Raw genomic sequence first — 24001 nt, 5'->3', positions numbered from 1 at the left:
CATTTCACGGAATTCTTCATGCATTTTAATTTTTTTCTTGAAAATGAAGAAGCAACCAAACTTTTTGCACAAGATTTAGCTCTCGCTTTAAAACCTAGTGATGTTGTAACACTTCAAGGTGATCTTGGAACAGGAAAATCAACCTTAGCGCGTACAATCATCCGTACGCTTGCTAATGACGATACTCTGGATGTTCCAAGTCCTACTTTTACTCTTGCTCAAAGCTATCATCTGCCACAATTTGAAATTGTTCATGCTGACCTTTATCGCCTTTCTATGGCAGAAGAAATTGATGAATTAGGGCTTCATGAAGCGCGTGAGCAAGGCGTTTTACTTATTGAATGGCCAGAAAAAGGTGCAGATCTTTTGGAACCAGTTACCTTTGCCCTCACCTTACAATATGAAGACTATGGACGTCGTGTGGCTCTTACATCAGCAGAAGATTCCAGTGAACGTCTACAGCGGTCTTTTGCAATTCGCACATTTTTAACAACCCATGGACGCGGTCATGTTCATCGTCGTTTTTTGGCTAAAGATACTTCTGCGCGTGCCTATGAACTGCTAGATGATGGACATTGTCAAGAAGTCCTAATGGATGCACAAACCATGGAAACAGATCCCTCCTATGCAGCAACAGCACAACTTGCAAAAAATATCCTTCAATTTGTAGGGATCAATCAACTCATTTTAGACAATGGATTTTCTGCCCCCCATATCTTTGTCGAAGATTGTGAAAAAGGACTTTTGATTTTAGAAGATTTCGGGCGGGAAGGGATTTTAGATCAAAGTGGCAATCCTCTAGAAGAGCGTTATATTGCCTGTGGTGAATTGCTAGCAGCTTTTCACCAAAAATCGTGGCCTTTCGAAAAGCAATTGGCAAAATTTTTGCTTCAAATTCCCTCCTATGATTGCCAAGTACTACAAGCAGAACTCTCCTTATTGCTAGACTGGTATTTGCCCTTCAAAACACAAAAAGCATTGGATCAAGAACAATGTGAGGCTTTTTTTACTTGTTGGAGTCCTTATCTCGATATCCTTACTAAAGGAGAGAGTACCTTTGTTATGCGTGACTATCATTCCCCCAATATTCTTTGGCGCGCGCATGAAGAAGGCATTGCCCGCATTGGTCTTCTTGATTTTCAAGATGGTTTAAAAGGTCCAACAGCCTATGACCTTGTCTCTTTAGCACAGGATGCACGTTTATTTATTTCAGCAACACTCGAAGCGAAAATTCTCGATGCCTATTGTAATGCACGTCATAAGGCACCACGCTCTTTTGATGAAAATGAATTCCGCAAGCTTTACGCAATTGCAGGTGCTCAACGGGTTTCAAAAATTTTAGGAATTTTTGTGCGTCTCAACCAACAAGATGGAAAATCACCCTATCTTAAGTATCTTCCCTATCTGCAAGATTATCTTACTCGCAATCTTTCACATCCAACTCTTGCACCTTTACAAAACTTCTATCAAGAAGCGGGGCTTCTTTCAAAAGTATGATAGATTCCTTACAACTTTAACTTTTGCAAAACACTCTTCAAAAAAGCAAATCATTTTTACCACTAAACGTGAGAATAAGCATAATCTAGTGGCTATTCTCTTTTTCCAAACCTTTGATGAAAATTAGCAGAAATGACCTTCTAAACCGTCATTTAACTCAAATAAAAATCTATTACACAGATATATCTTTTCAGTTTTTCCTACCATAAAAATTGTATACAGTAGAAACAATGCAAATAATCAACAAGATGGAATATTTTCCACACACTCCTAATGAGATCATATGACCCTTAAACCACGTGTCTTTTCTATTTCTCCAGGAACTCCTTTTCTACCGCATTTTGTTGATGCATTGCTCTCAGGCGCTCTTATTGAGAACTTCGCACCAAATGGGGATGTCCAGACAACCCTTGCTGATACCCTTATTTATGTTCCAACACGCCGTGCTGCTCGTGCTTTACGTGCTGTCTTTGTTGAAAGAAGCGCTATGCAATCAACCTTCTTGCCAACCATTCGCGCTCTAGGAGATCTGTACGAAGAGAGTTTTCTTTTTATTGAAAACAATACCAACACTTTGAATCCTCCCATTGGAGATACTGAACGCCTTTTGCTTTTAGCGCGCCTCATTCGTCCCTGGCGTGAAAATTTGCCTGCTCATCTGCGTGCCATGTTTGGTACAGAAGATGTACTTATTCCTGCTCATACTGCTGATGCAATTTGGCTTGCTCAAGATTTAGCACACTTGATGGATGAAATTGAAACAGAAGCAGCTGATTGGTCAAAACTTAAAGAAATTGTACCCGATATGGTAGCCGAATGGTGGCAAATAACGCTCAGCTTTCTCACGATTGTCACACAAAGATGGCCACAAATTTTACAAGAAAGACAACGGAGTAATTCAGCTGAGTGGCGCAATCAAGCACTCAAAATGCACACAGAAACTTTACACCATACACAACCTAACAAACCTATTCTTGCAGCTGGTATTGCAGGTTCTGTTCCTGCAGTTTCTTATCTTTTAAAAGTAATCTCTCGCTTGCCAAAAGGAGCTGTTGTTCTTCCTGGACTTGATCTTCATATGGATGAAGATCAATGGAATGCATTGGGCGCGAATAATGAAGGAAGAACAACTTTTGATTTTTTCGATCATGCAGTAAACACTTTTAGCCATCCTCAATATCATTTAAAAAAACTTCTCTCTCTCATGAAATGTCACCGCCTTCATGTTCGTGAAATTGGACAACAAAGTGCAATAAAAGCAAAACGCGCAGCTTTGTTATCAGAAGCATTCCGACCGGCTTCTACAACAGACCGATGGGTACAAATTGTCCGTGATGATTATGAAACCCTTTGTGCAGATTGGTCGTTCATTGAAGCTATAAATGAGCGTGAAGAAGCTATAGCTATTGCCGTTGCATTACGTAATGCAATTGAAGAACCCAAAAAAAACGCGGCTCTTGTCACAAATGACCGTAATTTAGCGCGCCGTGTTTCAGCTGAATTACAGCGTTTTGGAATTGAAGCAAATGATTCAGGGGAAATACCACTTGCACAAACACTCCCTGCAACTCTGTTAAGGCTTCTTTTAGAAAATGTGTTTCATCCTGGTGACCCAATTGCTTTTCTTTCTCTTCTCAAACATCCACTCACAACACTCCAGCAAAACCGTAATCTCTTGCGCGAAATAGTAGAAAATTTTGAACTCTTTGTTCTTCGAGGCAGTACTAGCCATATCAATCTTTGTGAATGTGACCAATTTATTGAAAAATGGATGAAAACACATTGCAACAATACTTTTAAAACGAAAGCTATTGACCAACAAAAATGCGAAGAAGCATACACTCTTTGTCACCTTTTGATTAAAGCTGTCAAACCTTTAGCATCTCTCCTAAAACATGAGAGGGAATGTACCATCAATGAAGCAGCAATAGCGACGGTCGAGGTTTTTGAAAATTTTGGACGCGATGAGAACGATTCTCTTGTAAATCTTTATCAATATGAAGCAGGACAAGCCTTATCAACTTTTTTGTGTGAATTGGTGAGTGATCAATCAGGCTTAAAATTTCGTCTTTGCGAATGGCCTGCTATGTTTTCAGCTTTAATAGCAACACGCTCCGTTACACCTTCCCCAGGGGGGCATTCGCGTTTATTTATCTGGGGCACTTTGGAATCACGTTTGCAAACGGTTGATACAGTAGTTATCGGCGGTCTTAATGAAGGATCGTGGCCTATGACAACCCACAATGATGCTTTTTTATCGCGGCCGATGAAAATGATGTTAGCTCTTGAACCTCCAGAACAGCGTATTGGTCTTTCTGCACATGATTTTCACTGGGCTATGGGAATGAATAAAGTGGTTATGAGCCGAGCGCTAAGGGTTAATCACGTTCCTTCACTTCCTTCACGCTGGTTACAGCGCTTAGAAACGGTCATAGGAAAACAGGTTTGGAAACAAATCCGTACACGAGGTGAAGTATTCCTTCATTGGGCAAAAATGCTTGATAAGACAAATGTAATTGCCTGTGCAAAACGTCCTTGCCCCATACCGCCCCTTGATATGCGTCCTCGCAATTTTTCTGTCACTGAAATAGAAACCTTGCGGTATGATCCTTATGCCATTTATGCCAAAAAAATCTTGCGTCTCAAACCACTTAAAGCACTCATCCATGACTCTTTTGCTGCTAAACGTGGAACACTCTATCACGCTATTCTTGCTGCTTTTGGAACACAAGTAAAAAATCCAAATGCCGAAAATGCATTGGATGTATTACTAACCCTTGGACGACAAGAATTTGATAAGTTTAATTTACCTTCCGATATTGAAACAATCTGGTGGACAAATTTTGAAAATCTTGCTCCTTTCATTCTTCGGTGGGAACAAAGTATAGAGCCTCGAGAACGACATACCGAAGTAGTATCCGAAAAAATACCTATAGGTACAACAGGGGTAACTCTTTCAGGACGCGCTGATCGTATTGATGTATTAGCAAACAAAACGGTTGAAATAATTGATTTTAAAACAAATACGCCTCCCTCATCAAAACAAGTTCGTGATTTATTATTTCCACAATTGGCGCTAGAAGCAGCTTTGCTCATGAAAGGAGCCTTTACAGATTTTCAAAATCTTACCCCCTCAAATCTACTTTACATCCCCCTCAATGGAAAAGGTGAAATAAATCCTAAATCAATTTTTTCAAAGAAAGGGGAAAAAGAGTACCAAAGTGTCATTAATCTCGGTGAAAAGGCGTGGGAACATCTCATCGCATTGATGGAGTATTATAAAAATCCACAACAAGGCTACCTTTCACATGCAGTCCCTTTAAAAAAAGAATATGAAAGTGACTATGACAACTTAGCACGCTTATGGGAATGGTCAAATGGATTCCATAAAGGAAGTCAATCATGACCATTTTTTCTATTCCTAAAGCAGCCCTTGATGCACAAGCAACAGCAACACACCCCCAAAAAAATGTATGGGTTTCTGCAAATGCGGGCTCTGGAAAAACCCATGTTTTAACCGAACGCGTCATTCGCTTGCTTTTAAACGGTACTCCTCCAGCACGTATTTTATGTCTCACTTATACGAGGGCCGCCGCCGCTGTCATGCAATCGCGAATTTTTCGCACACTTTCCAGCTGGAATGAGCTCGATGATGCGCAGCTTAAAGAAATATTATCACAGCTTGAAAACAAACCTATCAGTGCAGCAAAAATGACCTATGCGCGCCAACTCTTCGCTCGTGCCCTAGAAACACCTGGAGGCTTAAAAATCCAAACTATTCATGCATTTTGCGAATCTATCTTGCATCAATTTATGCTAGAAGCCAATATTGCTGGACATTTCGAACTCATAGATGATGTAAACCGCAAAAAATTACAACAAGAAGCGCGCTGCCAACTTTTAAAGCATAGCGATGCACAACCCGCTTTGAAAAAGCTGCTTAAGGTTATCAGTGAACACACTTTTAACAGATTGCTAGATGAAGCAAATGAAAAGCAACACAAACTGTATGGCTTTTTATCCTCTCTTTTGTCTGAAAATGGAGAGGAACAATTGCGTAGACTGTTTAATTTAGCGCCTTATGATACAAACCAGAAGCTACTAGAAAAAATTCAACAGACGGCTCGCCTGCCTCTTTATGCTCTTACACATTGTCAAACCTATGGTAATAAAAATACCAAGGCTATGATTGAGAAACTTTTCCAATTAGAAACCGCTTGTGATGAAACAACCATCATCAACGTCGTTTCAAATGTTTATTTTAAAGCAAAAGGTGACCCCAGTAATTTTTCACTTATATCTTCTAAAAAATCAGATGAAATTTGGTCCTTTATTCAACAAACGATTGAAGATAAACAAAGCAGGCTTTCTGTTCTTTTAGAGAAATATCAATGCGTAAAAATTCTCGACCTCAATATGGCCGCTTTTCAGCTTTGTGCCATTTATCTCAAAATTTATGCAAATTTAAAAAAAGCCAATGGTTTTTTAAATTTTGATGATCTTACTGAGCGTACACTCCATTTGTTGCAACATGAAGGTGCGAGCAAATGGGTACACTATAAACTTGATCGTGGTCTTGATCATATTTTGCTTGATGAAGCACAGGATACAAACCCTGAGCAATGGAAAATTATTCAACTTTTAGCGCAAGAATTTTTCACAGGCCATAGTCAACGTAACAATATACGTACTCTTTTTGCTGTTGGAGATGAAAAACAATCTATATATTCTTTTCAAGGCGCTGCTCCAGAAAATTTTGCTGTAAATGGCAAAATGATTCAAAAAAAAGCAGAACAAGCGAAGCAGAAATTTGAAAAAATACAATTGAATTATTCTTTTCGCTCGACAGCTGATGTTCTTAAAAGCGTCGATCTTGTTTTTGAAACACCGGAGAATTACAAAGGGCTTTCAGCAGAAAATACAAAAACAGTGCACGAAGCTATTCGTATTCACAGCCCTGGTGAAGTTATTTTGTGGGATGCACTTTCCAAAAAAACTAATGAATTTCCTAACGATTGGCATTTAACTGTGGATCAGTTAGATACACCAGAAGTACGTCTGGCAGAAAAAATTGCTGAAACTATTGATGGCTGGTTACAGAAAGGAGAAATGCTTCCCGCAAAAGGACGCTTAATGCGTGCAAGTGATATTATGATCTTAGTTCGTAAGCGTGATGAATTTGTATTAGCGCTTTCTCGTGCCCTTAAACAATGCAATGTACCTGTCGCTGGTGCTGATCGTTTACAACTTACAAAGCATATGAGTGTGCGGGATTTAATGGCGCTTGGACGTTTTGTTTTGCAACCACAGGATGATTTGTCTCTTGCTTGTGTTCTAAAGAGCCCTCTTTTTTCGCTTAGCGAAGAGGAACTTTTTCAGATTGCAGCATACCGTACAGCTTCTCTTTGGCAAAGCCTATGTATGCACGCATCATCGCATGAATCTTTTAAAAGCACTTTTGAAAGTCTCAGTAAATACCGCAATTTAGTTGATAAAATGCCGGTTTTTGAATTCTATAGCCATATTTTAAACAATGATAAGGGACGACTAAAGATTCTTGCTCGCTTGGGATCAGAAGCAAATGACGTCCTTGACGCTTTTATGGATTACACACTCACGATTCAAAAAACGGGTTTACCAGGATTACAAGCTTTTTTGGAAACACTAAGTGAAAGTGAACCAGAAATTAAACGTGAATTCAATCAAAATCATGAAGAAGTCCGTATCATGACTGTTCATGCTGCCAAAGGGTTGGAAGCTGCTGTTGTGTTTCTGGTTGATTCAGGGAGTGCCATTTGGCATTCAAAGCATGCACCTCACCTTCTGAAAATTCCCTTAAACAATACACAACTGAACAACCAACAAGCTTATATCTGGCGCCCCAACGCAGAATTCAATACAAAATCCTCTGAAAAAGCACTTTCACATTTAAAAGAGCGTGCAGAAGAAGAATACAAACGTCTTCTTTATGTAGGAATGACACGTGCTGAAGATCGGTTATTTGTTTGCGGTTATAAAAGTGAGCGCACATTTTCTGATACATGGCTACAATTGATAAAGAAAGCTCTCAAACCACATGCCGTTGTTATAAAAGGTCCAGCAGAGGATATTGCGGCTTGGCGCTATTGCATAACACCCCACACTTCTACCCTAATAAACCAAGAGGTACCTTGTGCGCATAACAAAACACTCCCACCTTTACCAGATTTTTTCTCCTATAAAGTCTCAGAAGAACCAACTCTACCGAAACCATTAAGACCCTCTGTTGCTGGTTTGTCCATTAAAGATGATGATGAGCTTTTCTCTCATTCAAAACAGTTTGGCATCTCACCTGTTTTGGGAGAAACAAATACTAACAGAGCTTTTTTTATTGAATATGGTAATATTGTTCACCGATTGCTGCAATATTTGCCCAATTGCGAGCCTAAAAAACGTCGCGATTATGCTCGGCATTATCTCAATACTAAAGCCTCTCACTGGAATGAAATCCAAAGAAAAGATGCGCTCAATCATGTTTGGAAAATTTTAGATCATTCGTATCTTAAACCGCTCTTCTCTGAGCATTCATACGCTGAAGTTTCCCTAATAGGCATTGTGAAAATTCACGGAAAAGAGCAAACCGTTTCCGGTCAAATTGACCGTCTATACATCACACAAAATAGCATTGTCTTTATCGATTTTAAAACGGGAATCTCACCAAAAAACGAAGTTGCTATCGCGCCACACTATTTGTTGCAAATGGCTCTTTATCGAAAATTGCTGCAAGATATCCATCCCAACAAAGATATACAAGCTCTTCTTGTTTACAGTAAAGAAGCGAAAGTTTTTAAACTTTCTCCAAAAAAACTTGATGAAATTCTTGATGAAATTGCCCTACCTATAAGCTAAAAATTCTCTCCCTTAAAACTTCTTATAATTTATCTTTGCAATAACTTGATATGAATCTTCACCATACCAATCTATAGAGGTAAATATAAAGGATATACTCATGACATGTATAAAAGTTGATAAAAACAATTTCGAAAGCGAAGTTCTGGCCTCTTCAACCCCTGTTGTGGTTGATTTTTGGGCAGAATGGTGTGGACCCTGTAAAATGATTGCTCCAATTTTAGATGAAATTTCAGTAGAAATGCAAAATCAAGTTAAAATTGCCAAAGTAAATATTGATGAAAATCCGGAATTAGCTACCCAATATGGAGTACGTTCAATTCCTACATTATTAATGTTTAAGGATGGAAATGTTTCATCAAATATGGTTGGAGCCGCTTCTAGGGGGCGCATTTCTGAATGGATCAAAGAGGGACTTCGTTAAATCTGCTTATAACAGTTCTTACCATAAAAGAGAGGTTTACCCTCTCTCTTTTTTGCTTTCATTTTATTAAAAAGCCGCTGTTATAATAGCAAAAGTTTCTCTTTATTCAGAGCGGATTTGGTAATCCTTAAAAGCTGCAAATTTTATTTTCGGTGCCTTCTCTGCTTCGTAATTCAATGAAAAATGATTTTCTGCTAAAAAAACTGGATTACCATCCAGATCATAAGCGATGGCAAAGCAGTGATTAGTTACAAATTTTCGCAACTCATCTTTATCCTCTGAAGAAATCCAACGACATACACTAAAACGCGTTGATTCAAAATTTACCGGCAGAGAATATTCCACCTTAAGTCGTTCCGTTAAAACATCAATTTGCAAAGCACCGATCACACCAATGAGAGAAGGAGAACCATCTTCGGGGATAAATAATTGTACGACACCTTCTTCGGCCATTTGCTGTAAAGCCTCTTTGAGCTTTTTTGCTTTCATCGGATCACCCAAACTAACACGACGTAAAATTTCCGGTGCAAAATTGGGCACACCTTTAAAAAGAATATCTTCCCCTTCCGTCAAGGTATCACCAATACGTAATGTGCCATGATTGGGAATGCCAACTATATCACCAGCATAAGCTTGATCAGCAATTTGACGCGAACGCGCAAAGAAAAATTGTGGTGCTGAAAGTGTCATCGGCTTTCCAGTTCTTATCAATTTTGTCTTCATACCACGTTCAAGAATCCCTGAACATACCCGCAAAAATGCAATACGATCACGATGATTAGGATCCATATTAGCCTGAATTTTAAAAACAAACCCTGTCATTTTAGGTTCCGTGGCTATAACACTGCGTTTATCTCCACCCTGATCACGAGGACTTGGACCAAAATCAATGAGCGCATTTATCAAATCACGCACACCAAAGTTTCGTAAAGCCGAACCAAAATAAACTGGTGTCATATGTCCTTCACGGAAAGCTTGCAAATCGAATTTTTTACAGACACCCTGAGCAAGTTCCACTTCTTCAATAAAGAGTGCACGTTGATTTTCAGGAAGTAAATGTGCAACCTCATCAGACCCAGAGATCACTTGTGGTGTCACCTCATCATCTTTCCGACGAAAACACTTGTGATGAAGATTAAAGGTGCCAATAAAATCTTTACCCATACCAATAGGCCAAGTTATCGGCGCGGTATCAAGTGCGAGTTTTTCTTCAATCTCATCTAAAATTTCTAAAGGATCACGCGCCTCACGATCCATTTTGTTGACAAAAGTAATAATAGGGATATCTCGCATCCGACAAACTTCGAACAATTTCAGTGTTCTTGGCTCAATTCCGCGCGCACCATCTAACACCATCACAGCACTATCAACAGCTGTGAGAGTGCGATACGTATCGTCAGCAAAATCTTCATGTCCTGGAGTATCTAACAAATTAAAAATATGATTTTCATATTCAAACGTCATCACCGATGTCACAACTGAAATACCGCGATCACGTTCAATATTCATCCAATCAGAACGGGTTTGAATACGATCTTTTTTTGCTTTCACTTCACCGGCAAGCTGAATAGCTCCACCAAATAATAAAAGCTTTTCTGTTAGTGTTGTCTTTCCTGCATCAGGATGCGCGATAATCGCAAATGTTCGTCGCCGTTTTACTTCTTGCGCTCTCTGTTCCATTATTCACCTATAGGCCGTGCAAGCGCTTCAGCAATCAGTCCGCGCATTTCATTAATCCCATAAAGAGCTATGAATGACCCCCATCGTGGTCCTCGTTCTTGCCCTAAAAGGACTTCATACAACATTTGAAAAAAGACATTTGAAACACCTGGACCACCTTCAGGATTTTTTTTGCTATGGTCTTGATAGCGTTCTATTAAACGTGCAACATCAAGAAGCGTATTTTGAATTATGTTTCCATCAATAGTTCCATGCAAATTAGCTAATTTTTCATCAATTTGCGCTAATGTTGCCCGTTCGCTGTCATCTGGTGTTCGAAATTTTTTATTTGGTTTAACAAAAATATCAAAATATCTAATAGCAAACTGCACTAATTGATCAAGTGCTGGATAAGTTTGCGGATTTGCTCCTTTAGCATAGCGAGAAATAAAACCCCAAAGAACCTCTTTATTTTCTGCATTTGAAGCACTTACTAAATTTAAAAGCATAGCAAAAGATACAGGCAAATCAATCTGCGGAGGGCAGCCATTATGGATATGCCATACGGGATTATTAAGCCGTTCTTGCCATTTTTGACGACCATAGGCTGAAAGATGTGCATAATATTCGTCAACAGCTTTTGGAATAACATCAAAATAAAGGCGCTTTGCTGTTTTCGGCTTCGAAAACATATAAAGCCCTAGACTCTCTGTTGGAGCGTACGTTAACCACTCATCAATGGTTAAGCCATTTCCTTTGGATTTTGAAATTTTCTGTCCCTTTTCATCTAAAAAGAGCTCATAATTAAACCCTTCTGGTGGATTACCACCAAGCACTTTGCAAATTTTAGAAGAAAGATTGGTAGAATCGATAAGATCTTTTCCCGCCATTTCATAATCAATGCCAAGCGCTTTCCAGCGCATCGCCCAGTCTACCTTCCACTGGCACTTAACTTTCCCCCCTGTAACCTCAATTTCAACGGTTTCTCTTGTTTCAGGTTCAATATAAGTGACAGTGCCTTTTTCAATATTACGGGCAATCATCGGAACTTGCAGCACTTTTCCAGAAAATGGGGAAATCGGCAAAAAAAGCGAATAAGTAGCCTGTCGCTCTTCACCCAATGTTGGTAAAATGATTTCCATTACCCTGTCATAATAGGCAAGTATTTTTAAAAGTGTTTCATCAAAGCGACCGGAACTATAATAATCTGTCGCACTCGCAAATTCATAATCAAAACCAAACCGATCAAGAAAAGCGCACAAACGGGCGTTATTTGCTGCTCCAAAAGAAGGGTAAACATCCCCGAAAGGATCTGGGACACGACTAAGTGGTTGACCAAGATAGCTTTCCATCTTTTCGCGATCAGGGACATTATCAGGAACTTTACGTAAACCATCCATATCGTCAGAAAAACAAAGAAGTTTTGTTTTAACTTTATTCTCTGTTAAAACGCGAAATGCATGGCATACCATTGTTGTACGTGCAACTTCTCCAAAAGTCCCAATATGTGGTAATCCAGACGGCCCATAACCTGTTTCAAATAAAACTATCTCTGGGTAACCTATTTTTTCATATCGTTTGATAATTTTGCGCGCTTCCTCAAATGGCCAAGCTTTCGATTGAGCAGCAATATCTCTTAATTCTGGTGTAAAGCTAAAGGTATCACACTGGTCACGCATCATCATCTTTATCCTAAAATTAAATTCTTTCACAATATGGTGTATGGTTCTTGATTTATTCGTCAATAATAGCAAGCAAAAAGATATAAAACTCTTATCATACTCTTGCCATAATCAGCACCAGCCCTATTATTTTGTTTATATTTTACGTAAACGAAAGTGTGAATATATGAACCGCAATTTACTCGTTTTGATTATAGCTGCTTTAATCGTTCTTCTTATAGGTTTTTCTTACTACACTTATCAAAAAGAAAGCAAAACCTCTAGCATTGAACTCAAAATTGATAAATAATCCATCTGTAACCAAAATCAATTCAAGAAATTACCTTCCTAAACTTTTAATATAAAACCTATCATGCACTTAAACACTGTTAAAAAGACTTCTGTTATGTTTCTGTATGTATTAATGAGCGTGCTGCTAATGTGCGTAGGCGTAATGCATTTAATTTAATAAAACCGGCAGCATCTTTTTGGTCATAAGCACCCTGATCATCCTCAAAAGTTACTAATTCACGAGAGTAAAGTGATTTTTTGCTTTCGCGGCCTTCAACAATTACATTACCTTTATAAAGCTTTAGCGTAACTTCACCTTCAACATTTTCTTGAGATAAATCAATAGCTGCTTGTAACATCTTACGTTCAGGTGAAAACCAAAAGCCATAATAAATGAGCTCCGCATAACGCGGCATTAATTCATCTTTTAAATGTGCTGCACCACGATCTAATGTTAAGGATTCCACCGCGCGATGAGCCGTTAAAAGAATAGTTCCTCCCGGTGTTTCATAAATACCACGCGATTTCATACCTATAAAACGGTTTTCTACCAAATCTAATCGGCCAATGCCGTTATCGCGTCCATAACTATTCAATTCAGAAAGTAAATCCGCAGGGGATAAACTTTTCCCATTGATCGAGATAGCATCACCTTTTTTAAAGCCAATCGTGATTATAGTTGCTTGATCTGGAGCTTCTTCCGGAGAAAGAGTGCGCATATGGACATATTCAGGAGCAGGAAATGCTGGATCTTCCAAAACCTTTCCCTCTGATGATGAATGTAATAAATTTGCATCCACGGAAAAAGGTGTATCACCTTTATTATCCTTCTCTACCGGAATTTGATGTGCATGCGCAAATTCAACCAACTCTGTGCGACCTTTAAAAGACCAATCACGCCACGGAGCAATAATTTTAATATCAGGATTAAGTGCATAAGCAGAAAGCTCAAAGCGTACCTGATCATTGCCTTTTCCTGTTGCGCCATGGGCGATAGCGTCTGCACCTGTTTCTTTGGCAATTTCAATAAGGCGCTTTGAAATAAGCGGACGAGCAATGGATGTCCCTAAAAGATAACATCCTTCATAAACTGCGTTGGCTCGAAACATTGGAAAGACAAAATCACGCACAAACTCTTCACGCAAATCTTCAATATAGATTTCTTTAACACCCAGCATTTCAGCTTTACGACGAGCAAGTTCTAACTCTTCCCTCTGCCCTAAATCAGCCGTAAAGGTTACAACTTCAACATTTAGTTCACTTTGTAACCATTTAAGAATAATTGACGTATCTAGCCCCCCTGAATACGCCAAAACAACTTTCTTAACATTTTTCCATTTTTTCATTTTAAAGCTCTATATAGTTTCCTTTCTCTTCTTCTACTCAGAAATTAAAACTATGCAAGCAATGAAAACAAATTCCTTTTAAGCAACATTAAATAGATGCAAAAAACGAAAAAGTTTAAAAAGGAACGTTTTTGTTAGGGATGATAATCTGTGAACAGATCCTTAGAAAAATAAAAGTGATTTACATGTCATTTTTCCCTGAATAATATGTGATGATACGATTTCTCTCAGCAACGTTGATTCTGGCGCTCATTTCAGAACCTGCTATTGTGCTGTCTGTATCACGCACTATTGTATAAAGTAAAAAGAGGCTGGAATTATATGTGCTTTAGGGAGTGTATAGGTTTTGCCGTTCAAATTATTGCTGTAACACTTGGCATATCAGCACTTATTTTACATCCACCGCGTGCTTTTTCTTTTTAAAGCTGTAGGCGCCTTTTACCTTTTATGGCTTGCTTTTCAGGTATTGCGTAAAAATTCCACATTTTCTCTTAAAGAAACATCTACCGTATGCAAAAACCTTAGACGCAATTATTTTACTGCTGTTGGAATTAAATCTTTTAAATCCAAAAATTATCATTTTTAACACGATTTTCTTGCCCCAATTTATCAATGTAAATGATCCTATGATCACGCAAAAATTGCTCATTTTGGATTTCTCTTATGTTACTATTTCTATACCTACTAATATTCCTATAATTTTTATGCCTCATAAATCTTCTTACGGACTTAAGAAAAATCCTTCTTATATCCGTTTTCTTAATTAGCTTATCGCGGACATTTTTACCAATTTTGCTCTGCGTATTCTTATTGATGGAGATTGAAATCACTCATTGCAAACGTTCGGATTTACGTAAACGTTCTGAAGCAGATTTAAGCTGACCGCATGCGGCCAAAATATCGCGCCCGCGTGGCATCCGAATAGGTGAGGCATAACCTGCTTGATTGATCACATCAGCAAAACGCTCAATTTGTTCCCAATCAGAACATTGATAATTCGTTCCTGGCCATGGGTTAAAAGGAATCAAATTGATCTTAGCAGGAATACCTTTAAGTAACTTAACCAACTGTTTGGCATCATCCAAACTATCATTTACATCTTTCAGCATAACATATTCAAATGTAATTCTCTTAGCATTCGAAAGACCTGGATAATTGCGGCAGGCCTCCATTAACAGTGCAAGCGGGTATTTTTTGTTGATTGGAACAAGCATATCTCGCAGCGTATCTCGCACTGCATGGAGTGAAATCGCCAACATTACCCCTATTTCCTTTCCTGTTCGTATGATTTCTGGAACCACTCCGCTGGTTGAAAGGGTAATTCGACGTTTTGACAAAGAGAGTCCATCTCCATCAGAAGCAATTAATAAAGCTTTTTTAACTGCTTCAAAATTATAAAGTGGTTCCCCCATCCCCATCATAACAATATTGGTAATTTTGCGCCCTTCAACTGGAACAATTGACCCATCAGGGATATTCCTATCAGGAAAATCACCCAAACAATCACGTGCAATCAATAATTGCGCCAAAATTTCTTCCGCTGTTAGATTGCGAACAAGCACTTGTGTTCCTGTATGACAAAAAGAACAAGTTAACGTACACCCTACCTGAGATGAAAGACATAAAGTACCACGCCCTTCTTCAGGAATATAGACCGTTTCAACTTCAACAGGTCTTCCAGCTCCACGTGCAGGAAACCGTAACAGCCATTTATGTGTACCATCTTTTGATGTCTGTTCTGCAACAATTTCCGGACGCGCAATAGAAAAGTGATTTTTAAGCATTTTTTGCATTTGCTTAGAAATATTGAGCATTTCATCAAAATTTGAAACGCCACGCACATAAAGCCAATGCCAAAGTTGACGTACACGCATACGCGTTTGATGTTCCGGAACACCAATCGCCTTTAAAGCTTCAATCATTTCATCTTGAAACAAGCCGATCAAAGAGGACTTGGATCCCTCCTTCACCATAGTATTTTTTGATTCTCGTGCTAGGCATACACCAACTGATCTGAGGTTATATGAAACAGCCATTGTTTTCCAATTTATATCGCTATTTTAGAGTTACAAAGAGACCTTAATGGCATTTTTGTGCTGCATCTAATGCAGCGGTCACCCCTTTTAAAGAATAAGTATAGGTGGTATAAGTTCCCCGCTTTGAGATGGCATTCACCGTCATATTTCTTCCAGCACGCATAGCAGAAACAAGCTGCTTTTCTAGCTCTGATGAAGCTAACCAAGCGGATGAATCTTTCGTGAAAAAATCAAAACTTTTATTTCCGATGGTCACAGTAACCTTTGAGCCTTCTTTAAGTGTATAACCAGCCATAAACTGTGGTTCAAACGAGACAGGCGAATCTGAGCGCTTAGTGACCAAAAAGAAATTATCTCCATGATTAACTGTCGTTGGAAGAGATTCTAAAGGTACTGACAATACATAGCAAATTGCATTTTCTGGCGATTTATAAGAATAAGCTCCCCAAGCTTCAAATTGGTTCAAACGGCTTGGCGTTTGTGCACGTGCTGACCCGGAGATAACAAGAATTATCACAGATGCAGCAATAACAGTTTTTTCAAACATCTTCATTTGGCTCATTTTTTTAATCTCTCACAAGATTCTCTTCATTGGAAAAGCTCTGCAAAAACTTGTCAGTGCCTTAATGTGGTTGCTCCAATCTTTTCAAAAGCAAAATACTTTCATGTTGATCAAAACAATTTTCCTACCTCTAATTGTGACCTTTTAATCGTTATTAAAGTATAAATTTTTTATTCAATAATCAGACTAAAAAACAACATTTTGATTCTATTAGATAAATTTTGCCTTTCTTATAAAAATCTAGTTCTTTAAGCAATTGTAATTCAAAATAAGGCATAAACATACCATCGCCCCATTAAGAAATGAACTACACTTTTTGCTGCAAGCAATTTCTTTAAAATCACATGATGCAATCGGTGGTTTAGATTTCTCAAGCACAGATTATATTATTTTATAATTTTGTTTTGTAGTGCACCATCAATAACAGTACATAATAACATCTTTTAAGCTGCATTTGATTCTGAATTTTGAATTAATAAAGCGTAAAGCGCATTGGCATCGTGGGTGTTGCGCAACTTTTGTACAACATCAGCATGACGTAAAACACGTGCAATCTGTGATAAAGCCTTTAAATGGTCTGCACCAGCATTCTCAGGTGCTAAAAGGAGAAAAATAAGATCAATCGGTTCATCGTCGAGAGCCTCAAAATCAACTGGGCTTTCAAGGCGCGCAAATATACCAACGATTCGGTTAATATCCGGCAATTTTCCATGAGGAATCGCAATACCACCACCCAAACCCGTTGAACCCAGTTTTTCACGTTGCAAAATAACATCAAAAATAACACGTTCACTCAAACCTGTCAGCTCAGCCGCTCTTTCTGCTAAAAATTGCAGAACTTGTTTCTTCGAATTCGCCTTAAGAGCCGGAATAATCGCTTCCGGTGCAATTAACTCACTCAAATTCATACTTTAATTTTCCTTTTACACGCTCAAACGCTCACCTACAAACTTGTAAACGGTGTTATCTAAAGTTCTTTCACTTTCTTGCATCATCGCATGTGACTTTATTTTTTAATCCATAACGGGTGATGGTTCAATTCACTAAATATAATTCTTAGTGCAAAAATAGATAGTAATTCGGCTCCCAATTAATAGCACAAGAAAAGAGGAAAGGATTTTGTCCGTAAAATTAACTTCCCTACGGTACCAAAAAAATACAATCATTCATAAATTTATCGACCTTTTCATTATGAAAGTTAGTGTACAATTCTTCATCAGATCTTATTCTTCCTTTTAAGAACCGGCTTCTATAAAATGAGAAGCGTATCGAGATAAAATGGTACTTTGTTTTGACAATTGCTGTGTGGCTTAAATACTATCTGACCAAAATAATCTAAAAGATTTAAATCATGCCATGGCGGTTTTAAAGAAATTCACAGACTTACCCTTAATATTCTCAGCTGTTCTACCCACTTTAAAATGCGTAATGCAAACCAACAAAATACAACGAATCCTACTTAACAACTGTAATGCACAACTCGTAGTTTACCATAACAATATCCAAAACAGTATCACCGATACACCGTTTGATTCAACGAAGAAAAATATCTGATATCTATATACCTTCCAACAATACCTGCATTTATTTATGGTCCCGTTTATCATTCATTATCAGGTTAATCCAATAATATCTTTTCTATGGTACAATTAAAGCAAATCGAACTGACTAAAATTATAAACCATTTCACCTTTATGCAGTCCTTTTTCAATACTCATAAAAAATTTAGTTTAATATTATGATAATCAAAAAAGCCTCGACATAAATATAGAGATAAATAAGGGGCTTTTCAGCGGTGGTACCATAAACAAAATCTTCAGCTATCTTCTCTAAAAAATGCCCATTCTCTCTGTTTTTACATACAAAAGACTAAACTGTATCTCTTTATCTATTTTAAAGCTTTTAACAACGTCATCACAGTTTTTGCAACGGTATAACTCTTGTTCTTGATCATAAAGATCAAAATAAAACCCATCTACCTTCATGAAACGAGTTTAAATAGTTCTACGTGTGGAACGATGTTTCTGTTCATCACATTGACATATTTAAACTTAAATCAGAACTTGTAGAAGCTATAAAATCAAAGGGAAAATTGATTTCCCAAATAAATTTTGCGTACATCAGCGTTGTTGATAATATCGCTAGGAGAACCGTGAACTAATACTTGTCCTTCGTGAACGATATACGCACGATCAACAAGCCCTAGTGTCTCACGAACATTATGATCCGTTATCAAAACACCAATTCCACGCCTAGTTAAATAACGAATAAGCTGCTGAATATCAAAAATAGCGATAGGATCAATACCTGCAAATGGTTCATCAAGTAATATAAAATTGGGACGAGAAGCTAAAGCACGTGCGATTTCTAAACGCCGACGCTCACCCCCTGATAAGGAAAGAGCAGACATTTTGCGCAAATGTTCAATTTTAAATTCATGTAAAAGGCTATCTAACTCTTCACGCCGTTTAAGGCGATCTTTTTCAGCAATCTCCAAAACAGCCTTAATGTTATCTTCTACTGAAAGACCGCGAAAAATAGAATCTTCCTGTGGAAGGTACCCAATTCCTAAACGAGCACGTCGATACATTGGAAGATGAGTGATATCAAATCCATCGATTTTAATGGATCCACCATCGGATTTAATAAGGCCCGTAACCATATAAAAACAAGTCGTTTTTCCAGCACCATTGGGACCTAAAATACCGACAGCCTCTCCAGTACGGATACCAAAAGAAACATCCTTAATAACCTGTCTTCCACGGTAAACCTTAATCAAATGACTAGCAATTAAAGTCCCTTTTAAGCGCTTTCTTAAATTTTCGCTTGCAAGAGCACATTTATCCGTCTGTTTTTTTCTTTTGATTCCAAACATGAAATCTTAATGGCCATTCTTTTGATTTTGTTTAAAAACGATAGAAACACGACCCTTTTTTTTAGATGTCTCACAACCTTCTAGAAAAGCATTACCACTTTTCATATCTGCTATTAATTTACACCCTGTTGCCACATTATCACCATCCGTTAATACAACATTATTCCCTGTTAAGCTTATTGTTTTTGTCTTTCCATCAAAAACGACTTTATCACCTTTAGCGACTTGCGTGGCAATTTTTATGTAAACCTCTCCTAAAGCTTCCATTTTCTTAATACCTGTCGAACCAAACCAAGCAGGTGATGATACCTTTATGTCTGTCTGGCTCTTATCATCTCCTTTATGCGCTTTGTCGTAATAAACAACCAATTTTGCTGTTCGCAGAACACGTTCACCCTGAACTACTGAAACATCACCTTTAAAGAGTGCTATCCCTTCTGTATCACGTATTTCTAAAGAATTTGCATAGAGTTTCACTGGTTCTTTATCATTTAATAAATCAATTCCAAAATGAGCCACTTCACCGTACCCGAAAACTGTTCCAAACCCTAACAATCCCAGGCTTAAAGCAAAAGAAACACCTAAACATCTTTTGTATGATTCCTTCAGCTTCATCTCATTATCCACAATTCTTCTGTTCGCATACACACATACTTTTCTTTCATAACAGTCGCTTATCGTGTTTACACTCTTTCATTGTTTATCAAGTACTAAATGCACACCACCATGAAAGTAAATATTTTGTCCTTTTTCTCGAATTTGCAAAGCGTTTGCTGTGAGATGAAAGCCCGCGCGCTGAATATTGATACCTCTATCTGTTTTTAACTGTCCCTCTGATAAATTAATATTTGCTGCCATAAATTGCGCAATCATTCCATCACTCGTGGTGATAGTGAATGGCTTATCCAATTGCAAGCAACCATTCATATTATCATACATTCCACCCTGTGCATCAAGAAAGACCCGTCTTTGTTTTCCTATGAGCACCTCAGCTGTAATGTTTTGTAGCCCAATTACTCCAACATGTGTACGGTCTTGAAATGCCTTTTCCGCTTTCAGCCAATAAGGTTCGTGAGAGCGCGTATAACCCTCTAATTTTGGATTGAGCATCGTCAATTTCATTATCTCCTCTTCTCCATTACTCACAGTCACAAGATCACCAGAAGAAACGGGAACAAAGAAAAATATAAACCAGCAAAAAACAAGTGCTATAAACGATGCTAAAATAGGTAAAAAAAATTTTAATACGTTAATGCGGCGAGAATGGCGAGATGCTTTTTTAAAAACATCTTCAAAAGAGGATTTTGTTGAAAAAACTCCATAATGACTGTTTACGGACATAATACCCTAATCTTTCAAATGTTCCGCTTTTTTCAATTTGTATACTCCTTATAAGAGGTATTTTCAAATTTTGTTTCTTGCAATTTGTTTTTTCTTAGTTTTATTTTGCTTTCATCCGTTTATATGTTGTAATGTGTGTGCATAAAATGCGCAATTATAATTACAGAGAATCTTTTTATGTGAAAGCGAGGGTATTTTGGTTAAATCAGAGCTTGTGCAAATTATTGCCCGTCAGAACCCGCATCTTTTTCAACGTGATGTGGAAAATATTGTAAACGCCATTTTTGAGGAAATTTCAACAGCACTTTCGAATGGTAATCGTGTTGAGCTTCGCGGTTTTGGAGCTTTTTCTGTTAAAAGCCGTTCGGCCCGTAACGGACGCAATCCACGAACTGGTGAGGCCGTCGTCGTTGAAGAAAAATGGATTCCTTTTTTCAAAACTGGCAAAGATTTACGTGATCGACTTAATCAGTGAGTAAACTTATGATAATTAAACGTATCCTTTTAACAGGTGCTTTGCTGATTCCTACAGCAATTTTGCTTGCTTTTATCTTAGCTAACCGCCAGATGGTTACATTGACCCTTGATCCTTTTCAGACAAATTCTGAAAATTTTACTTATCACGCTCCTTTTTTTATGTGGCTCTTTATTTTTTTTGGTCTTGGTGTTTTGTTGGGAAGCCTAATAAATTGGTTTGCGTACCATAAATGCAAAAAAGCTCTCAAAAAATGCAAAACGGAAATTGAGAAATTGAAAAAATCGATTACAGATATGGTGCAATAGTACTTTATAGGAATTTCTTCCCGACTGTGTTCAACACAGAATTAAAGGTGCTTTTTCTCTTTTTTCCTATACACGTTTTAATTGGCTTTAAGATTTTATATTCTTACGAATAATTTAAGAGCTTTTTATCACCAATTTTTTAAAATACCTGTATCATGATAGTGAATATGTCTGCAAAATGCTCCCAGTCTCACTGCAACGATAGATATCCGCAGGAAAATTTGCCCCTTATTTTAGAAACAGATATGAGTGCGGATTACGCTCTCATTGACTCCGGTAATAGACAAAAATTAGAGCGTTATGGAGCTTACCTCATTATTCGTCCTGAAAGTCAAGCATTATGGAAACCTGCTTTATCACAAAAGCATTGGGCTAATGCTGATGCTATTTTTACCGGCAACCTCGATGAAGAGGGTATTGGTCGTTGGAATTTCCCAAAAAAACCGCTTAGCGAAACTTGGCCACTTGCTTGGAATGGTTTGTCTTTTCTGGGTCGATTTACTTCTTTTCGTCACGTTGGCCTCTTTCCTGAACAAGATGCTCATTGGCGCTTCATAGAAAAACAAATTATTAAAGCTACACGTCCAGTCAAATTGCTTAATCTTTTTGGCTATACAGGTATTGCTTCTTTGATTGGTGCGCGCGCAGGTGCAAATGTCACACATGTTGATGCTTCTAAAAAAGCCATAGCTTGGGCAAAAGCCAATCAAGAAAGATCAGGATTGTCAGATCGCCCTATTCGTTGGATTTGCGATGATGCTGTAAAATTTGTCGAACGCGAACTGCGTCGTAAAAAAACTTATGATATGATTCTTCTTGATCCTCCCGCATATGGGCGCGGGCCTCATGGCGAAATTTGGCAATTGTTTGATCAATTGCAAGCTATGATCACAAACTGTCGTAAACTTCTCTCTGATAAACCTCTTGCGATCATACTTACAGCTTATTCTATTCGTGCTTCCTTCTACACACTTCATGCTTTAATGCGTGATGAATTGATAAATCTCGGCGGTACAGTCGAATCAGGAGAGCTCATATTGCGTGAAGAGTCCGCTGGACGCGCCCTTTCTACTTCTCTTTTTAGCCGTTGGATTGCCTGAATATGTATATACAAAAAACCGGTAAAGTTAAAGAAATCACCTCTCTTAGCAATCCAATTATCAAGGATCTTCGAGCACTCAGCCAAAAGAAAAACCGTAATCGAGAAAATCTTTTCATGGCCGAGGGACTTAAATTGGTGATTGATGCTCTCGATCTCGGTTGGATTATACAAACACTTATTTTTTCTAAAAACAAAATTGGAAATGCTGCTATAGAAAACACCGCTGCACGAACTGTAGCAAATGGCGGTTGTGTCATTAAAGCTTCACAAAAGGTGATGGAATCCATTACCCGCCGCGATAATCCACAAACAGTTATTGGTATTTTTAAACAACAGTGGCAATCACTTGAAATGATAAAAGGGCAAGTCGAAGATGTTTATATTGCACTTGATCGGGTGCGTGATCCTGGAAATCTTGGTACCATTATTCGCACTGTTGATGCTGCGGGAGCTAAGGGCGTCATTTTGATCGGCGAAACGGCAGATCCTTTTTCACCTGAAGCAGTAAGAGCGACCATGGGATCAATTTTTTCCACACCACTTTATCACTGTGATGAAAGTACTTTTTTAAGCTGGTCTAAAAATTTGAAAGGCACAATTGTTGGCACACATCTCAAGGGATCTAATGATTATCGTAAAATTAATTTCAAAAATGGCCCTATCATACTTCTCATGGGAAATGAAAAACAAGGTTTACAAGACATTCTTGCGAGTTGTTGCGATAAACTCGCACGTATTCCACAAAGTGGACGCGCTGATTCTCTTAATCTAGCTATAGCGGCAGCTCTCATGCTTTATGAAATCCGCCGTCCTTATTTAACACTGTAACATGTGAGGCCAAAATATGACGCGTAAATCACTACCTTTTTTTCTCCTTGGTTTAGTGCTTACAGTAGGAATTGACCAAGCGGTAAAATACTGGGTTATGCACAATATGATTCTAGGAACAGCAAAACCGCTTCTTCCTTTTCTTTCCCTATACCATACACGTAATTCTGGTATCGCATTTTCGTTTTTTTCTTCTTTTTCTCATTGGGTACTTATCGTCATTGCGCTTGTTGTTATCATTTTTCTTTTATGGTTCTGGAAAAAAGTTGAATATAATAAATCTTTAACGCGCTTTGGCCTTACCCTTATCATTGGTGGAGCAATTGGCAACCTTATTGACCGTATTCGTTTTCATTATGTTACCGATTATATCCTTTTTCATATCGATGATATTTTTTATTTTGCTATTTTCAATCTTGCAGATAGCTTTATCACACTTGGCGTTATTGCTATCCTAATTGAAGAATTACGTATCTGGATAAGAACAAAACGTTCTTCAAATCGTAAAATAGCTGAATAAAAGTTTGTTCATTTGGAAATGAATAATCATATTTCATATAACTTGATGAGATATGCACACCTTCATACCCTTGTATTTTTACCCTGTATTTTGGAAACAATTTCTTACGATTTTCCGTTATAATTTTGTTTAAAATATTCTGTTCCGTTATCTCTACAGCTACGCCTTTAGAGCATCAAGCACTGCCT

Annotated in this window: 18 protein-coding genes and 1 pseudogene; 10 read left to right on the top strand and 9 right to left on the bottom strand. The window is 38.0% G+C overall.

All coding sequences use genetic code 11. The features are described 5' to 3' along the window. The first annotated feature begins 18 nt into the window (after positions 1-18). The 4 genes from tsaE (at position 19) to trxA (ending at position 8809) form a co-directional block, all read left to right on the top strand. Complete coding sequence (gene tsaE, locus V4B17_RS07065) at positions 19-1497, top strand: tRNA (adenosine(37)-N6)-threonylcarbamoyltransferase complex ATPase subunit type 1 TsaE (RefSeq protein ID WP_455479433.1); 1479 nt, start codon at positions 19-21, stop codon at positions 1495-1497. 283 nt (positions 1498-1780) lie between these two features. Further along, positions 1781-4903, top strand: a complete 3123-nt coding sequence (gene addB / locus V4B17_RS07060; RefSeq protein ID WP_455479432.1) for a double-strand break repair protein AddB — start codon at positions 1781-1783, stop codon at positions 4901-4903. Continuing rightward, positions 4900-8385, top strand: a complete 3486-nt coding sequence (gene addA, locus V4B17_RS07055; protein ID WP_455479431.1) for a double-strand break repair helicase AddA — start codon at positions 4900-4902, stop codon at positions 8383-8385. The genes addB and addA overlap by 4 nt, the downstream gene beginning before the upstream one ends. Positions 8386-8485: 100 nt before the next feature. Beyond that, the gene (trxA, locus tag V4B17_RS07050; protein ID WP_455479430.1) at positions 8486-8809 is read left to right on the top strand and encodes a thioredoxin; all 324 of its coding nucleotides are present in this window, start codon (positions 8486-8488) and stop codon (positions 8807-8809) included. Between the two features lie 102 nt (positions 8810-8911). On the opposite strand, the gene V4B17_RS07045 is transcribed toward trxA, so the two are convergent. From V4B17_RS07045 to V4B17_RS07035, 3 genes are all read right to left on the bottom strand, one after another. Further along, positions 8912-10489: a peptide chain release factor 3 gene (locus V4B17_RS07045; RefSeq protein ID WP_455479429.1), complete on the bottom strand. Its 1578-nt coding sequence runs from the start codon at positions 10487-10489 to the stop codon at positions 8912-8914. Then, positions 10489-12150 carry a lysine--tRNA ligase gene (locus V4B17_RS07040; RefSeq protein ID WP_455480209.1) on the bottom strand — a complete coding sequence of 554 codons (1662 nt, stop codon included), beginning with the start codon at positions 12148-12150 and terminating at the stop codon, positions 10489-10491. The genes V4B17_RS07045 and V4B17_RS07040 overlap by 1 nt, the downstream gene beginning before the upstream one ends. A 383-nt stretch (positions 12151-12533) precedes the next feature. Next, positions 12534-13766, bottom strand: coding sequence for an argininosuccinate synthase (locus V4B17_RS07035; protein WP_455479428.1), 1233 nt, complete (start codon positions 13764-13766; stop codon positions 12534-12536). A 212-nt stretch (positions 13767-13978) separates the two neighbouring features. Here V4B17_RS07035 and V4B17_RS07030 point away from each other — a divergent pair. Continuing rightward, positions 13979-14533: pseudogene (locus V4B17_RS07030) on the top strand (LysE family translocator). A 63-nt stretch (positions 14534-14596) separates the two neighbouring features. Here V4B17_RS07030 and rlmN read toward each other — a convergent pair. The 6 genes from rlmN to V4B17_RS07000 all read right to left on the bottom strand — a co-directional run bounded on the left by rlmN (position 14597) and on the right by V4B17_RS07000 (position 20580). Beyond that, positions 14597-15802, bottom strand: a complete 1206-nt coding sequence (gene rlmN, locus V4B17_RS07025) for a 23S rRNA (adenine(2503)-C(2))-methyltransferase RlmN (RefSeq protein WP_455479427.1) — start codon at positions 15800-15802, stop codon at positions 14597-14599. A 43-nt stretch (positions 15803-15845) separates the two neighbouring features. Continuing rightward, positions 15846-16349, bottom strand: coding sequence for an invasion associated locus B family protein (locus V4B17_RS07020; RefSeq protein WP_455480208.1), 504 nt, complete (start codon positions 16347-16349; stop codon positions 15846-15848). Between the two features lie 458 nt (positions 16350-16807). Continuing rightward, positions 16808-17272: a PTS IIA-like nitrogen regulatory protein PtsN gene (gene ptsN, locus V4B17_RS07015; RefSeq protein ID WP_455479426.1), complete on the bottom strand. Its 465-nt coding sequence runs from the start codon at positions 17270-17272 to the stop codon at positions 16808-16810. A gap of 1172 nt (positions 17273-18444) precedes the next feature. Then, the gene (lptB, locus tag V4B17_RS07010; protein WP_455479425.1) at positions 18445-19239 is read right to left on the bottom strand and encodes an LPS export ABC transporter ATP-binding protein; all 795 of its coding nucleotides are present in this window, start codon (positions 19237-19239) and stop codon (positions 18445-18447) included. 6 nt (positions 19240-19245) lie between these two features. Beyond that, positions 19246-19854 (bottom strand): LptA/OstA family protein, encoded by a 609-nt coding sequence (locus V4B17_RS07005; protein WP_455479424.1) that lies wholly within the window; start codon positions 19852-19854, stop codon positions 19246-19248. Between the two features lie 78 nt (positions 19855-19932). Then, positions 19933-20580 (bottom strand): LPS export ABC transporter periplasmic protein LptC, encoded by a 648-nt coding sequence (locus V4B17_RS07000; RefSeq protein ID WP_455479423.1) that lies wholly within the window; start codon positions 20578-20580, stop codon positions 19933-19935. A 196-nt stretch (positions 20581-20776) separates the two neighbouring features. Between V4B17_RS07000 and ihfB the strand changes: the two genes are divergently transcribed. From ihfB to lspA, 5 genes are all read left to right on the top strand, one after another. After that, on the top strand, positions 20777-21055 hold the full coding sequence (gene ihfB, locus V4B17_RS06995; RefSeq protein ID WP_455466091.1) for an integration host factor subunit beta: 279 nt from the start codon (positions 20777-20779) through the stop codon (positions 21053-21055). An 8-nt stretch (positions 21056-21063) separates the two neighbouring features. After that, positions 21064-21363 carry a LapA family protein gene (locus V4B17_RS06990; RefSeq protein ID WP_455479422.1) on the top strand — a complete coding sequence of 100 codons (300 nt, stop codon included), beginning with the start codon at positions 21064-21066 and terminating at the stop codon, positions 21361-21363. Positions 21364-21530: 167 nt separating this feature from the next. Beyond that, positions 21531-22463, top strand: a complete 933-nt coding sequence (locus V4B17_RS06985; RefSeq protein WP_455479421.1) for a class I SAM-dependent methyltransferase — start codon at positions 21531-21533, stop codon at positions 22461-22463. A 2-nt stretch (positions 22464-22465) separates the two neighbouring features. Continuing rightward, positions 22466-23293 (top strand): TrmH family RNA methyltransferase, encoded by an 828-nt coding sequence (locus V4B17_RS06980; RefSeq protein ID WP_455479420.1) that lies wholly within the window; start codon positions 22466-22468, stop codon positions 23291-23293. A 16-nt stretch (positions 23294-23309) separates the two neighbouring features. Next, complete coding sequence (gene lspA, locus V4B17_RS06975) at positions 23310-23813, top strand: signal peptidase II (RefSeq protein ID WP_455479419.1); 504 nt, start codon at positions 23310-23312, stop codon at positions 23811-23813. The last annotated feature ends 188 nt before the right edge of the window (positions 23814-24001 follow it).

The sequence above is a fragment of the Bartonella sp. B23 genome, from assembly GCF_053793815.1.
Note: the sequence above shows the minus strand (reverse complement) of the source record. Positions and strands in the feature narration are given on the sequence as shown.